Annotated in this window: 12 protein-coding genes; 3 read left to right on the forward strand and 9 right to left on the reverse strand. The window is 64.3% G+C overall.

Annotation, left to right across the window (positions count from 1 at the left end):
• Window positions 1-246: 246 nt before the first annotated feature.
• The 8 genes from F7R02_RS02865 to ndk all read right to left on the reverse strand — a co-directional run bounded on the left by F7R02_RS02865 (window position 247) and on the right by ndk (window position 8,417).
• Window positions 247-1,467 carry a molybdopterin molybdotransferase MoeA gene (locus F7R02_RS02865; protein ID WP_005921291.1) on the reverse strand — a complete coding sequence of 407 codons (1,221 nt, stop codon included), beginning with the start codon at window positions 1,465-1,467 and terminating at the stop codon, window positions 247-249.
• Window positions 1,468-1,777: 310 nt separating this feature from the next.
• Window positions 1,778-3,175, reverse strand: a complete 1,398-nt coding sequence (der, locus tag F7R02_RS02870) for a ribosome biogenesis GTPase Der (RefSeq protein WP_003482878.1) — start codon at window positions 3,173-3,175, stop codon at window positions 1,778-1,780.
• 10 nt (window positions 3,176-3,185) lie between these two features.
• The gene (bamB, locus tag F7R02_RS02875) at window positions 3,186-4,403 is read right to left on the reverse strand and encodes an outer membrane protein assembly factor BamB (protein WP_167520953.1); all 1,218 of its coding nucleotides are present in this window, start codon (window positions 4,401-4,403) and stop codon (window positions 3,186-3,188) included.
• Window positions 4,403-5,041 carry a YfgM family protein gene (locus F7R02_RS02880; protein WP_078590961.1) on the reverse strand — a complete coding sequence of 213 codons (639 nt, stop codon included), beginning with the start codon at window positions 5,039-5,041 and terminating at the stop codon, window positions 4,403-4,405. Before F7R02_RS02880 ends, bamB begins: the two co-directional genes overlap by 1 nt.
• 70 nt (window positions 5,042-5,111) lie before the next feature.
• A complete protein-coding gene (locus F7R02_RS02885) occupies window positions 5,112-5,972 on the reverse strand; it encodes a helix-turn-helix domain-containing protein (RefSeq protein WP_078590962.1) in 861 nt (286 codons plus the stop codon).
• The gene (gene pilW, locus F7R02_RS02890) at window positions 5,969-6,757 is read right to left on the reverse strand and encodes a type IV pilus biogenesis/stability protein PilW (RefSeq protein WP_078590963.1); all 789 of its coding nucleotides are present in this window, start codon (window positions 6,755-6,757) and stop codon (window positions 5,969-5,971) included. The genes F7R02_RS02885 and pilW overlap by 4 nt, the downstream gene beginning before the upstream one ends.
• A gap of 10 nt (window positions 6,758-6,767) precedes the next feature.
• Window positions 6,768-7,973 (reverse strand): dual-specificity RNA methyltransferase RlmN, encoded by a 1,206-nt coding sequence (gene rlmN / locus F7R02_RS02895; RefSeq protein WP_005921296.1) that lies wholly within the window; start codon window positions 7,971-7,973, stop codon window positions 6,768-6,770.
• An 18-nt stretch (window positions 7,974-7,991) separates the two neighbouring features.
• Window positions 7,992-8,417 carry a nucleoside-diphosphate kinase gene (gene ndk, locus F7R02_RS02900; protein ID WP_002812972.1) on the reverse strand — a complete coding sequence of 142 codons (426 nt, stop codon included), beginning with the start codon at window positions 8,415-8,417 and terminating at the stop codon, window positions 7,992-7,994.
• Between the two features lie 218 nt (window positions 8,418-8,635).
• Here ndk and F7R02_RS02905 point away from each other — a divergent pair, with 218 nt between their 5' ends.
• The 3 genes from F7R02_RS02905 (at window position 8,636) to F7R02_RS02915 (ending at window position 13,027) form a co-directional block, all read left to right on the forward strand.
• A complete protein-coding gene (locus F7R02_RS02905; RefSeq protein WP_003482890.1) occupies window positions 8,636-9,268 on the forward strand; it encodes a TetR/AcrR family transcriptional regulator in 633 nt (210 codons plus the stop codon).
• A gap of 24 nt (window positions 9,269-9,292) precedes the next feature.
• The gene (locus F7R02_RS02910) at window positions 9,293-11,665 is read left to right on the forward strand and encodes a 3-hydroxyacyl-CoA dehydrogenase/enoyl-CoA hydratase family protein (RefSeq protein WP_016848745.1); all 2,373 of its coding nucleotides are present in this window, start codon (window positions 9,293-9,295) and stop codon (window positions 11,663-11,665) included.
• Between the two features lie 156 nt (window positions 11,666-11,821).
• Window positions 11,822-13,027 (forward strand): acetyl-CoA C-acyltransferase, encoded by a 1,206-nt coding sequence (locus F7R02_RS02915; protein WP_078590964.1) that lies wholly within the window; start codon window positions 11,822-11,824, stop codon window positions 13,025-13,027.
• Window positions 13,028-13,341: 314 nt separating this feature from the next.
• On the opposite strand, the gene crcB is transcribed toward F7R02_RS02915, so the two are convergent.
• Window positions 13,342-13,743 carry a fluoride efflux transporter CrcB gene (crcB, locus tag F7R02_RS02925; RefSeq protein ID WP_003482896.1) on the reverse strand — a complete coding sequence of 134 codons (402 nt, stop codon included), beginning with the start codon at window positions 13,741-13,743 and terminating at the stop codon, window positions 13,342-13,344.
• Window positions 13,744-13,775 lie beyond the last annotated feature (32 nt).

Here is a 13,775-nt window from a genome sequence, read left to right on the forward strand (position 1 = left end):
ACGGCTGTCTTCCGCCGTCCCCTCACCCGACCCTTCTCCTGCCGAGAGCGGCTATCGAGCGATTCGCTCTCAATGTCGAGGCGTTCGCTTTTTCGAAGCGTTCGCTTTTACGCCGTGACCAAAACGCTTACGCAATTATCCTGCACGTTGACGCGTCGCGCCCGCACGTCGCATGCCCTGCGCATTGCGTAAACACTCCAACCAGGCGCGCGTCATCCTGCCGGGCACTATCGATCAAGCAAGCGCTCACAACGCGTACGGAATCACCCGCACGATTTCGCCGGCCTCGAAGCGCCGCGCCTGCTCGGGCAGCACGATCAATGCATTGCTGTCGGCCGCGCCACGCAGTAGATGTGAGGCGTCGCCGCGGTGCGGCAGTGCGGTCAGCCGCCCATCTTCGCCGCATTCCAATCGCCCACGCAGGAATTCCAGCCGCTCATGGCGCTTTTCCCATGGGCTTGCCAAGGCCGCATGCCAGACCGGGCGCGGCTCGCTGCGTCCCTGCAATCCATCCAGCAACGGCACGCCGTAGGCAATCAGCGTTGCCAGCACCGAGACCGGGTTGCCCGGCAGGCCCAAGACCAGGCAGCGACCAATCTGCCCCAACACCGCCGGCATTCCCGGGCGCATCCGCACACGCCAGAAATGGATGCGCCCCAATTCGCCGATCAGACGCGGCAGATAATCCTTTTCGCCAGCAGAAACGCCGCCGCAGGTGATCACCACATCGAACGCCGCGGCCGCATCTTCCAGCATGGTGCCGATACGTTGCGGGTCGTCCGGCAATGTCGGCCAGGCGGTCGGCGCGTAACCCAATGCACGCAGTTGCGCCATCAGCATGTCGCGGTTGCTGTTGTAGATCTGTCCCGGGCCGAGCGGCATGCCTGGTTCGATCAGCTCATCGCCCGTGGCCAGCACCGCAATGGTCGGGCGCGGCGCGACCGCAAGCCGCGACACCCCCAGCGCAGCAGCCAGACCGATGCGTGCAGGCGTCAGCACCTGCCCGGCCTGGATCACCAGATCGCCGGCGCGTACGTCGCTGCCGGCCAAGCGCACAGCTGCGCCCGATGCAGGCGCGGTCTGAAACCGCACCATGCCGTCGCGTTCGTCGGCATCTTCCTTGGGAATCACGGTATCGGCGCCATCGGGCAGTGGCGCGCCGGTAGTGATACGCAGGCATTGCCCGGCAGCCAGTGTGCCAGCCCAGCGCTCGCCGGCAAACTGTTCGCCAACCAGCTGCAACGACGCGTCGCCGGCCGCAATATCGGCGTGCCGCAGCGCAAAGCCATCCATCGCGCTGTTGGCGAATGGCGGCAGCGCCAGCGGTGCGATCAGGTCGCCTGCAGAGATCCGCCCATCGGCACGCGAGATGGCGATGTTTTCATCGGGCGAACGGTTGCTGGTCGCGACACTGTGCAGAATCTGCAGCGCCTGCGCGTACGGAATGCGGGAAGGATAATCGGTCATGCCGCGCAGGATACCAGCGCATCGCCAACGCGAAGGATGGCGGCATCACTCGGCCGCCGAAGCAGGAGATGGGCCTTAATGACGCGCTGCGCTACTAGCGACTTTCGCTTGCACCTGCACGCGCCGCCACCCGTGCCCACAAACGAACGCGTGCATGCGGCAGGACTGCATACAGCCTCGATCGGACGCTCAGGAAGATGCACGGAACGTGCAAATCCCGGGCTCTAAGAACGACTTACCGCGCACAGGCCACAGAGCCACACGCCTCCCGCACCGCCTGGACATCACGCCTCAGCCGGCCTGCGCGCCGTTACTTCCCTTTGACATGCCGCATCAGGCGCCGCTTGCGGGCCACCTGACGATCGGAAAGCGGATTCTTCTTGCCCTCGTACGGATTGGCGCCCTCACGGAAGATGAAACGCACCGGCGTACCAACCAGCTTGAAACGCTTCCGGAAGAAGTTTTCCAGATAGCGCTTGTACGATTCCGGCAGCACCTTCAGGCGCGTGCCATGCACGATGAAGGTCGGCGGATTCGCGCCGCCCGGGTGCACATACCGCAGCTTGGAGACATGCCCGCGAATGCTCGGCGGCGGGTTGGTCTCATAAGCGATTTCCAACGCCTGGTTCACTTCGCTGGTGCTGAACTCATGCGTGGCCGATGCATGGGCGCGGTGAATCGCCTGGAACAGCTCGCGCATGCCCGAGCCGTGCAATGCGGAAATCCGCACCGCCTCGGCCCAGTTGACGAAGCCCAGCTTGCGCGACAGCAGATCTTCGGCCTGCGCACGCTGGTAATCGCTTTGCCCGTCCCATTTATTGATCGCCACGACCAAGGCACGCCCGGCATCCAGGATTGCGCCGAGAATCGTCGCATCCTGATCGGTCACGCCTTCAGTGGCGTCCAGCATCAGCACCGCGACCTGGCATTGTTCGATCGCCTGCAGCGTCTTGAACGCGCTGAATTTCTCGACCGCCTCTTCCACCTTGCCGCGCCGTCGCAGGCCGGCGGTGTCGATCAGGCGGTACTGACGGCCATCGCGCTCCAGGTCCACGGCGATCGAATCGCGCGTGGTACCCGGCACTTCCGAGGCGATCATGCGTTCTTCGCCCAGCAGGCGATTGACCAGGGTCGACTTGCCCACATTCGGGCGCCCCACGAAGGCGATGCGTACGCGCGCCGGGTCGTTGTCCAGCAGCTCGCCGGCCCCTTCCTCGGGCAAGCGCGCACCCACCTCGTCAAGCAATTCGTCGATGCCCTGCCGATGCGCGGCAGACAACGCCACCACGTCGGAGAAGCCGTAGCGCGCGAATTCCGAGCGCACGGTTTCTTCGTCGGTGCCGTCGATCTTGTTGATCACCAGCACGGTCGGCCGCGCCAATTTGCGCAACCAGGCCAGAATCTCGTCATCGAGCGAGGACGCGCCTTCGCGGCCATCGACCACGAACAGCACCAGATCGGCTTCGCCGGCGGCGGCCCGTGCCTGGCGGGCCGTGGCCCCGGCAAGACCTTCCTCGTCGCCGGCGATACCACCGGTATCGACGACGATGAACGGCTGCTGCTCGTCGAGACGGCAGACCCCGTAGTTGCGGTCGCGAGTGACGCCTGGCTGGTCGTGAACCAGCGCGTCACGGGTGCGCGTCAGCGCATTGAAGATGGTGGACTTGCCGACATTGGGCCGTCCAACCAGGGCGACCAGGGGCAGCATCGCAAGGTCCTTATTGTGCCAACCGGAAGGCGGTGAGATCGCCGTCGGTGTTTTGTACCAGCAAAATGCCGTCGACCACCTGCGGCTGCGCCAGCAGCGTATCGCGTCCGGCACGTGCGCGCGCAGCCAGTGCGCCGTCGCTGAGTTTCAGCCAGTGCAGATAGCCCTTGTAGTCGCCGACCACGGCGTAATCGCCCTGGATGGCCACACCGGTCAGCGAACGGCGTGCCAACGCAGCCTGCGACCACATCGCCGCACCGCTGCTCTTGTCCAGCCCCCACACCGATCCGGCGTTGTCCGATACGACCACAACCGCCGACGACACACCAACGCCGCCGGCGCCGCCATGATCGCGCGTCCACAGCGGACGGCCGCTCGGGCCTTCCAGTGCGAGGGTTTCATTCTTGAAGCTGGTCGCGTACAGCGTGGTGCCATCCAGCACCGGCGCGCCATCGACGTCGGACATGCGCTCCAGCTCGGTACGGCCTTCCGGCACGCCGATGGCCTGCTCCCACAACGGGCGACCGTCCTGCAGCGCCAGCGCACTCAAGGTACCGCTGTCGTTACCGACGAACACCACGCCCGGGCCGGTCACGATCGGCGCATTGCCGCGGACGGACAAGGTCGGGCCTTCTTCGGCGTGGAACCAGCGACGCTCGCCGGTTGCGGCATCAAACGCGGTCACCCGACCGTCGTTGCTACGCACCAGCACCAGGTTCTGTGCGATGGCCGGCGCAGCGATCACTTCGTTCGGCACTTTGGCCCGCCACTTTTCAGTGCCGTCTGCCTGGTTCAGGGCGATCACATCGCCGGACAGGCTACCAATCACCACCAGGCCCTCGCCCACACCGGGACCACCGGACAGACGCTGCTTGAACTTGCGGTCGTTACGCTCTTCTTTCTTGGGCTTGTATTCCCAGACGCGCTTGCCAGTCTGCAGGTCGAGTGCCTCCACGCCACCGGTGATCGCCGCTGCATATACCTTGCCGTCGGCCACTGCCGGGCGCTGACGGACGCCGATATGCCCTTCACCCTTGCCGATGCCGGCAGACCAGATCTTCTCGACCTTGACCGATGGCTCGAACTTCACCAACTCGGCAGGTTCCTGCGCCTTCTTGGCGGCAGCATCCTTCCCGGCAAACCAGCCCTTGACGGTGCTGCAGCCAGCCAGCGACAGACCCATCACGGCAATCAACGCAATGCGCTTGTACATATCAACCTGCTTCATCAAATCTGCTCCGCCGGATCGGGCACCTTGCCGCCCACATCCATCAGCTTGGTTTCCAGCAACCGGCGCTGCGGCGAGGCCACATCCACCGTGGTCAGGGCCTTGGTGTACAGCGCTCGCGCCTCATCCGGCTTACCCTGCACGACCAACGCGTCGGCGCGGATCTCCAGACTGGCGTGATCCTGCGCATCGGCCAGCACCTTGATCGCTTCGTCGGGCTTGCCGCTTTCAGTCAGCAGGCGCGCCAGGCGCTGCTGCACGATCTGCTTGAGCTCGCCTTCGGCGGGCACGTCGCGCAAGGTCTTGATCGCCTCGGCATTCTTGCCGGCATCCACCTGGGCCTTGGCCAGCCGCAGCGCCGCCAGCTCGGCGTAAATGCCGCCCTTGCCGTCGTCCAGCGCCACGATGTCCTTGGCGGCCTTGTCCAGGTCCTTGGCCTGAATCGACTTCACCACCGCCTCGTAGCGGCCATTGGCCTCGACCAATGCGGTGTTGGTGCGCGTCTGCCACCACTGCCACCCCAGGATCAGCGCCAGACCAAGCAGGACACCGCCCACCAGACCCGCGCCATTCTTTCTCAACCAGGAACGAACGCGTTCGCCTTGTTCGTGTTCGTCCAGCAGATCGTCGATCGCCATGCGTACTCTCGCTCCGTCATCCCGGAGGCGCGGAACATCAAAAGGGATAAATGAAAAACCGCAGTCCGCTTCACTCGGAAGCACGTACCACGGAGCCGTCGGAGGATACCGCAAAACGGGCCACGTTAGCGCGCTGGAACGGTTTCACGTCGACGATACTGCCGCCTTGCTGAACCTGTACCGCCGAAGCATTGCCGAGCACGATGCGCCCCACCTGACCGGGCGAATACGTGCGTTGTTCACCGGCACGTATCAGGGCTTTTTCGACCGCACTGCCATCCGGTGCCAGGATCTGCACCCAGCTGTCGCCGCTGAAACTCAACGACAAACTGCCGCCAGGAGCAACTGCCTCCGCAGGCGCCTGGACGTCGGCGGTAGCACGCGGCACCGGGGTCATCGATGCGATATACGGCGCCGGCTGTTCGCGCGGCGCTGCGGCGGCCTGCGTTGCTGGATTGCGTGGCGCAGCGGACTTTGCAGCCTCCGGCATGCTGTCCAAGGACACCGTGCTTGGCGCCTTGCCATCCAGATGCGAGCGCGTCGCATACCAGACCGGTACCGCAAACACGCCGGTAATGACCACATACATGGCCTTGCGCGCGGTGCTTTCGAGAATGCGCCGCGCACGCGGCGTATGCGTGTGACTCACCAGCTTGACCGGCTCGATCGGCGCAATCGTGGCCTGCTGCAACAGCGGCTCCAGATCGACCTGCAACAAGCGCGCATAGCTGCGCAGCTGCCCGCGTACGAACACCGGCGCGCCCAGCCGCTGCCAGTCCTCCTGCTCCAACGCGTGCACCACGTGTGCCGGCATGCGCAACTTGCCGGCCACCTCGTCCACACTCAGGCCTGCCGCCTCGCGCGCTTCGCGCAAATGCTGTCCGCAGCCCTTTTCCTGCTCGAAAAGGTTCGGATTGGAATCACTGATCACAATGCATTGGCCCCGGGAGTAGCGGTCGCTGCGTCAGGGAATTCCTTGACCAACCGCTGTTGGTAACGGCCGGCAGCTACCTCGTCGCCTAGCCCTTGCTCGATCTGAATGGCGAGTTGTAACACGGAAGCAGTTGCCGGTGCAGCCGCAAGGCGGCGTTCGATAAAAGCGCGGGCTTCGAAATAATTGCGGCGCCTGGCTTCCAGACGTGCCATCGATTCGAGCGCATACGGATTATTCGGGTCTAAATCGAGCGCTTTGCGCAGATCGCCTGCTGCTCGCTCAGGCTGTCCTGCCTTAAGCGCGCAACCGCCGGCATTGCCCAATGCAGACGCAGGCGACGCGTACGTCCGGTCGGCCAGTGCGCGATCGAACCAGGTCAACGCTTCGCTGGGCGAGCCATTCGCGCACAACCAGGCGCCATAGTTATTCAGCACGTCGCCGCGTTGCGGCGCGATTTCTGCGGCCCGCCGGTACGACGCACCAGCTGCCGACGCATCGCCCCTGGCGCCCTGAATCAGCGCCAGCAGGCCGATGGCATCCACCGACTGCGGGTCCTTTTTCAAGGCGGCGCGCACCTGCTCTTCGGCACTGGCGTAATCGCCGGTCTGCAGCCGGTTGCGGGCCAGACCCAATTTCTCCTGGACGGCCAGGCGATTCTTGGTGGCCTTGTCGTCGCGGAACGAATACACCGGCGCGACTTCCTCCACACTCTTGGCCGAGCCGGCCTTGGCATTGCGACCACCGCAGCCGACCGCGCTCAGCGCGATCGCCACGGCCGCCATTAACGCGAGTTCACGCTGCCGCATCTCGATCGGCCTGCCCTTCCAATGTGCGGCGGAACTCCGCCTGGCGACGGGTACGGTCCATGACCTGCCCCTTGAGCTGCCCGCACGCGGCGTCGATGTCGTCGCCACGGGTGCGGCGAACCATCGTCAACACCTGCGCATCGAGCAGGATCTTCTGGAACGCGCGAATCTCGGTCTCGCCTGAGCGCTCATAGCGCGTCCCAGGAAACGGATTGAACGGAATCAGATTGACCTTGCCGGCGTCCTTGGACTGCACGGCGTTGTCGAACTGCCGCATCAACCTGGCCAACTGGCGCGCATGCTCCGGCTGGTCGTTGATGCCTTTCATCAGCGTGTATTCGAATGTCACCGAATCGCGTTTCTTGCTGCCGCGCAAGTAGCGTGCGCACGACTCCATCAACTCGGCGATCGGGTATTTCTTGTTCAACGGCACCAGGCTTTCCCGCAGCGCATCGTTGGCTGCATGCAGCGAGACCGCCAGCGAGACGTCGCTTTCGGTGGAGAGCCGGTCGATCATCGGCACCAGGCCGGAGGTCGACAGCGTGACCCGCTTGCTGGCCAGCCCGTAGCCAAGATCGTCGCGCATTACGCTCATCGCACGCACGACGTTGTCGAAATTCATCAGCGGCTCGCCCATGCCCATCATCACCACATTGGTGAGACGGCGCTGCTGGTGCGGCACATTGCCCAGATGGCGCGCCGCCACCCACACCTGGCCGATGATTTCGGCCGTGGTGAGGTTGCGGTTGAAGCCCTGGGTAGCGGTCGAACAAAAGCTGCAGTTCAAGCCGCAGCCGACCTGGGAGGACACGCACAGCGTGCCACGGCCCTTGTCGGGGATGTACACGGTTTCGATGGCGTTCTTGCCGTCGGTGCCCATGGCCAACAGCCATTTGTGGGTGCCGTCGGCCGAAGGCTTGTCGAACACCACGTTCGGGACGAGAACCTCGGCGTGTTGGTGCAACTTCGCACGCAGCGCCTTGCCGAGGTCCGTCATCTGGTCGAAATCGGTGACGTAGCGATGATGGATCCACTTCATTACCTGATGGGCACGGTAACGCGCCTCGCCAAGCGTATCGGCGAAGAAGCGCTCCAGCCCCTCGCGATCGAGGTCGAGCAGGTTCTGCTTGCGCGGCTCCGGGGTACGGACGGAGCCGTCCTGCAGCACGGAAGGGATCACGACCTCATTCACGATTCGACTCACTCGGCCTCAGCGCGAGACCACTTCGGTGGCGGCAAAGAAATACGCGACTTCGTTGGCAGCGTTCTCGACCGAATCCGAGCCGTGGGCAGCATTGGCATCGATCGAATCGGCGAAGTCGGCGCGGATGGTGCCCGGCGCAGCGTCCTTGGGATTGGTCGCGCCCAGCAGGTCACGGTGTGCGGCGACGGCGTTCTCGCCTTCCAGCGCCTGGATCATCACCGGGCCGGAAATCATGAACTCGACCAGCGCGTTGAAGAACGGACGCTCGCGATGAACGGCGTAGAAGCCTTCGGCTTCACGACGCGACAGCTGCTTGTACTTGGCGGCCACGACCTTCAGGCCAGCCTTTTCGAAGCGGCTGTAGATTTCGCCGATGACGTTCTTGGCAACGGCGTCGGGCTTGATGATGGACAGGGTGCGCTCCAGCGCCATGGGAAGTTCTCCGTTGGGCGGGCCACTGAAGGCCCGAGGTTATCATGAAAAAAACCCGCGACAAAACGCGGGCTTAGGCTTCTTTGCGATGGTCAATTCTATCTCGTCAACGCCGCGTTTGCACACCGCCTCCTGAATCGTGCTGCGTTGCGACATGACCTGCCAGCGGGCGAGCCCGTAGACTCAAACAATCGTTTGATTGAGTCCTGTCTTCGCGCATGCCCAAGCCCGCCCACTTCTCCACCAAGGACCGCATTCTCGGTGCGGCCGAGGAGCTGTTCGCCCAGCACGGGTTTGCAGGCACGTCGCTGCGCCAGCTGACCACGCAGGCCGACGTCAATATCGCCGCGGTCAACTATCACTTCGGCTCCAAGGAAAACCTGGTCAACGAGGTGTTCCGCCGGCGCATGGACGAAATGACCGCAGCGCGCCTGCAGCAGCTGGAAACGGCGAAGAAGTCGCAGCCCGGCGAGCTGACGGCCGTGCTCGCTGCCTTCGTCGAGCCGGCGTTGGCGATGGCGCAGGACCGCCAGAACGGCGGCGCGTTCGTACGCGTGATCGCACGCGCGTACGCCGAAAAGAACGACAACCTGCGCAAGTTCCTGTCCGACCACTACGGGCATGTCCTGCGCGAATTCGGCAAGGCCATTGCCGGCTGCGTGCCGGGCCTGAGCAAGGAAGAGCTGTACTGGCGGCTGGACTTTCTTGCCGGCGCACTGACCTATGCCATGGCCGACTTCGGACTCATCAAGCGGCCTGCGGGCGTCAGCGAGGCCGACCACCGCGCGCGCGCGGCGCGCGAACTCATTCGTTTCGCGGAACCCGGTTTCCGTGCTCATTCCACACCGTAAACGTTCCACAAGAGGCCTATCGCTATGTCCAACCCGTTGCTAGTCCGTCGTGCCGCCGTGCTCGGTGCCGGCGTCATGGGCGCGCAGATCGCCGCCCACCTCACCAATGCCGGTGTCGACACCGTGTTGTTCGACCTGCCTGCCAAGGAAGGCCCGGCCGACGGCATCGTACTCAAGGCGATCGCCAATCTCGGCAAGCTGAGCCCTGCCCCGCTCGCCAGCAAGGCGCTAGCCGAGGCGATCACGCCAGCCAACTACGAGAGCGGTCTGGAGCAACTGCGCGACTGCGATCTGATCATCGAAGCGATCGCCGAACGCATGGACTGGAAGCAGGACCTGTACAAGAAGATCGCCCCGTTCGTCTCTGAGCATGCAGTGCTGGCATCCAACACCTCCGGCCTGGGCATCAACAAGCTGTCGGATGTGCTGCCCGAGCAGCTGCGCCATCGTTTTTGCGGCGTGCACTTCTTCAACCCGCCGCGCTACATGCACCTGGCCGAGTTGATTCCGGCCAAGGGCACCGACAAGGCCGTGCTCGAGGGCCTGGAAGCCTTCCTGGTCACCACGCTCGGCAAGGGCGTGGTGTATGCCAAGGACACGCCGAACTTCATCGGCAACCGCATCGGCGTGTTCTCGATCCTGTCCACCATCCATCACACGCAGGAATTCGGCCTGGGTTTCGACGAAGTCGATGCGCTGACCGGCCCGCTGGTCGGCCGTCCCAAGTCGGCCACCTACCGCACCTCCGATGTGGTCGGCCTGGACACCATGGCGCACGTCATCAAGACCATGGGCGACACCTTGCCGGACGACCCGTGGCATCAGTATTTCAAGTCGCCGAAGTGGCTGGAGGCGCTGATCGCCAAGGGCGCGCTGGGCCAGAAGGTCGGGGCCGGCATCTTCCGCAAGGTCGGCAAGGACATCGTGGTGCTGGACCTGCACAAGCAGGACTACCGCGCCGCCGATCGCAGTGCCGCGCCGGAAGTGGTCGAGATCCTCAAGATCAAGAATCCGGCCGAGAAGTTCGCCAAGCTGCGCGAGAGCCAGCATCCGCAGGCGCAGTTCCTGTGGGCGAGCTTCCGCGACCTGTTCCACTACAGCGCCTTCCATCTGGCCGATATCGCCGAGACCGCACGCGATGTGGATCTGGCGATTCGCTGGGGCTACGGTTGGTCGCTGGGCCCGTTCGAGACCTGGCAGGCAGCCGGCTGGAAGCAGGTGGCGCAGTGGATCGCCGAAGACATCTCCAACGGCAAGAGCATGAGCAGCGCACCGTTACCTAACTGGGTGTTCGACGGTCGCGATGGCGTGCATGGCGCCGAGGGCTCGTATAGCCCGGCGCGCGACGCCAAGCTGCCGCGCTCGTCGCTGCCGGTGTACAAACGCCAGCGCTTCCCCGATCCGTTGCTTGGCGAGCAGTTCTCGCCGGGCGAAACCGTGTTCGAAAACGACGGCGTGCGCATGTGGCACGACGGCGACGACATCGCGGTGGTCAGCTTCAAGACCAAGATGAACACCGTTTCCGACCACGTGCTCAACGGCTTGCAGGACGTCGTTGGCCGCGCCGAGAAGGACTTCGCTGGCCTGGTGATCTGGCAGCAGAAGGAGCCCTTCTCCGCCGGCGCCGATCTGGCCGGCGCGCTCGGCCTGCTGCAGGCTGGCAAGGTCGATGCCTTCGAAGCATTGGTCGCCAATTTCCAGGCCACCAGCCAGCGCATCAAGTACGCGCAGGTGCCGGTGATCTCGGCCGTGCGCGGCTTGGCACTGGGCGGCGGTTGCGAGTTCCAGATGCACAGCGCCAAGACGGTGGCCTCGCTGGAGAGCTACATCGGCTTGGTCGAAGCTGGCGTCGGCCTGCTGCCGGCCGGCGGCGGCCTGAAGGAAATCGCGGTACGTGCATCGATCGCCGCAGGCCCGGGCGGCGACGTGTTTGCCGAGCTCAAAAAGACCTTCGAAACCGTGGCAATGGCCAAGGTCTCCAACTCGGCGGTCAATGCCAAGGAACTGGGCCTGCTGCGCGCCACCGACAAAGTGGTGTTCAACAGCTACGAGAGCCTGCACATCGCCAAGGCCGAAGCGCGCGCACTGGCCGAGGGCGGCTACCGCGCCCCGCTGCCGGCACGCCATATCCAGGTTGCCGGCGACGTCGGCATCGCCACCTTCAAGATGCTGCTGGTCAACATGCTGGAAGGTCGCTTCATCAGCGAATACGACTATGAAATCGCCAGCCGCATCGCCACGGTGGTGTGCGGTGGCGAAGTCGATCGCGGCGCGCTGGTCGATGAAGAATGGCTGCTCAAGCTGGAGCGCAAGCACTTCGTCGAACTGGCCCAGCAGGAAAAGACCCAGGCCCGGATTGGGCACATGTTGAAGACGGGCAAGCCGTTGAGGAACTGAGAATCGGGAGTGGGGAATCGGGAATGGGTAAAAGCCCAACCTACTCCCCGCTTCTCCCAATTATCTGCTGGGTGATGAAGATGGCGAACCCAGGCGAATCCGCACTTGCGATTCCCGATTCCCCTCTCCCCATTCCCGGCTTTCGGAGATAGCCAAATGAGCAAACAGATTCAAGAAGCCTACATCGTCGCCGCCACGCGTACGCCGATAGGCAAGGCGCCGAAGGGCGTGTTCCGCAACACCCGCCCCGACGACATGCTGGCGCACGTGCTGCGCGCCGTGGTCGCGCAGGCGCCGGGCATCGATACCTCGCGCATCGACGACGCCATCATCGGCTGCGCCATGCCCGAAGGCGAGCAAGGCATGAACGTGGCGCGCATTGGCGTGCTGCTAGCGGGCCTGCCCAATTCGGTGGCCGGTCAGACCATCAACCGCTTCTGTTCGTCCGGCATCCAGGCCATCGCCATGGCGGCCGACCAGATTCGTCTGGGCAATGCCGACCTGATGCTGGCCGGCGGCACGGAGTCGATGTCGATGGTGCCGATGATGGGCAACAAGGTGGCGATGTCGCCAAGCGTGTTCGCCGACGACCATGTGGCCATTGCGTACGGCATGGGCATCACTGCCGAGAAGGTCGCAGAAGAGTGGAAGGTGTCGCGCGAAGACCAGGATGCGTTCGCGCTGGCCTCGCACCAGAAAGCGATCGCGGCGATTGCGGCCGGCGAGTTCCGCGACGAAATCAGCCCGTACGAAATCCACTCGCATCAGCCCGACTTGGCCGGCAATGTGATCGCCCTGCGCAAGCGCCTGGTCGACACCGACGAAGGTCCGCGTCCGGACAGCTCGCTCGAGGGCCTGGCCAAGCTGCGCCCGGTGTTCCGCAACGGCCAGTTCGGCGGCAGCGTCACCGCCGGCAATTCGTCGCAGATGAGCGATGGTGCCGGCGCGGTGCTGCTGGCCTCCGAGCAGGCGATCAAGGATTACGGCCTGACTCCGCTGGCCCGCTTCGTCAGCTTCTTGGTCGCTGGGGTGCGCCCGGAAGTCATGGGTATCGGACCGATCGCCGCCATTCCCAAGGCGCTCAAGCAGGCCGGCCTGACCAAGGACCAGCTGGACTGGATCGAGCTCAACGAAGCCTTCGCGGCACAGGCGTTGGCGGTCATCCGCGACAGCGAGCTGGATCCATCCAAGGTCAACCCACTGGGCGGCGCAATCGCCCTTGGCCACCCGCTGGGCGCCACCGGCGCGATCCGTGCCGCCACGCTGGTGCATGGCCTGCGCCGTCGTCAGCAGAAGTACGGCATGGTCACCATGTGCATCGGGACCGGCATGGGCGCTGCGGGCATCATTGAAGCGCTGTAAGGCGCGCTGGAGCGCCGGGTCGGCCTTCCGGGTCGATCTGGTGTCTCCATCGGTGTCATCGACCTGCGGAGATCAGGTCAGCGATCAAATTTCCATGCTGTCGCCAAAAGGGCGTGCGCAAGCACGCCCTTTGCTCTGCCGGTCAACGCGGTCTCGCCAACGTCGCGGCGAGGCGATCCAACGCATATCCCCCGCGTCATTGAAACGCGATGCATTGCATTCTGCTGCATCGGTCGTCTCGCCGCGGCGATTGAAGCTGGCGATGTAGATACGGCAATGGGCACGCCGCAGACACCGCGACCAGGCGGTCGCGCTCAGCGCGTCACCAGCCATTGACCGGTCCGCGCACCTGCGAAGACCAGCGCCAGTCCAGCCAGCAAGGTCACCGCCAGATAGATGCCGATCATCGTCGAGCGGTCGGTGCGCGCGAATACCAGGCACTCCATCATCAGCGACGAAAACGTGGTCAGCCCGCCGATCACCCCAACGATCAACAAGGCCCGCAGCGGCCAGCTCGATGGCCCGCGTGCATCCAGCCAGACCAGCAACACGCCGGCAACGAACGACCCGAGCAGGTTCACCGTCAGCGTTCCCCACGGGAAGACGGTACCGAAGCGCTGGATCAACGAGGCACCGATCGCAAAACGCAAACCGGATCCCAGCGCACCACCGGTCATCGCCAGCAACAGCTGTTGCCACCACACCGGTGCATTCATGCGCACACCCCGCGACCGGAGCGTGCTTTCGA

This window comes from Xanthomonas cissicola, assembly GCF_008801575.1.
GTDB lineage: Bacteria > Pseudomonadota > Gammaproteobacteria > Xanthomonadales > Xanthomonadaceae > Xanthomonas > Xanthomonas cissicola.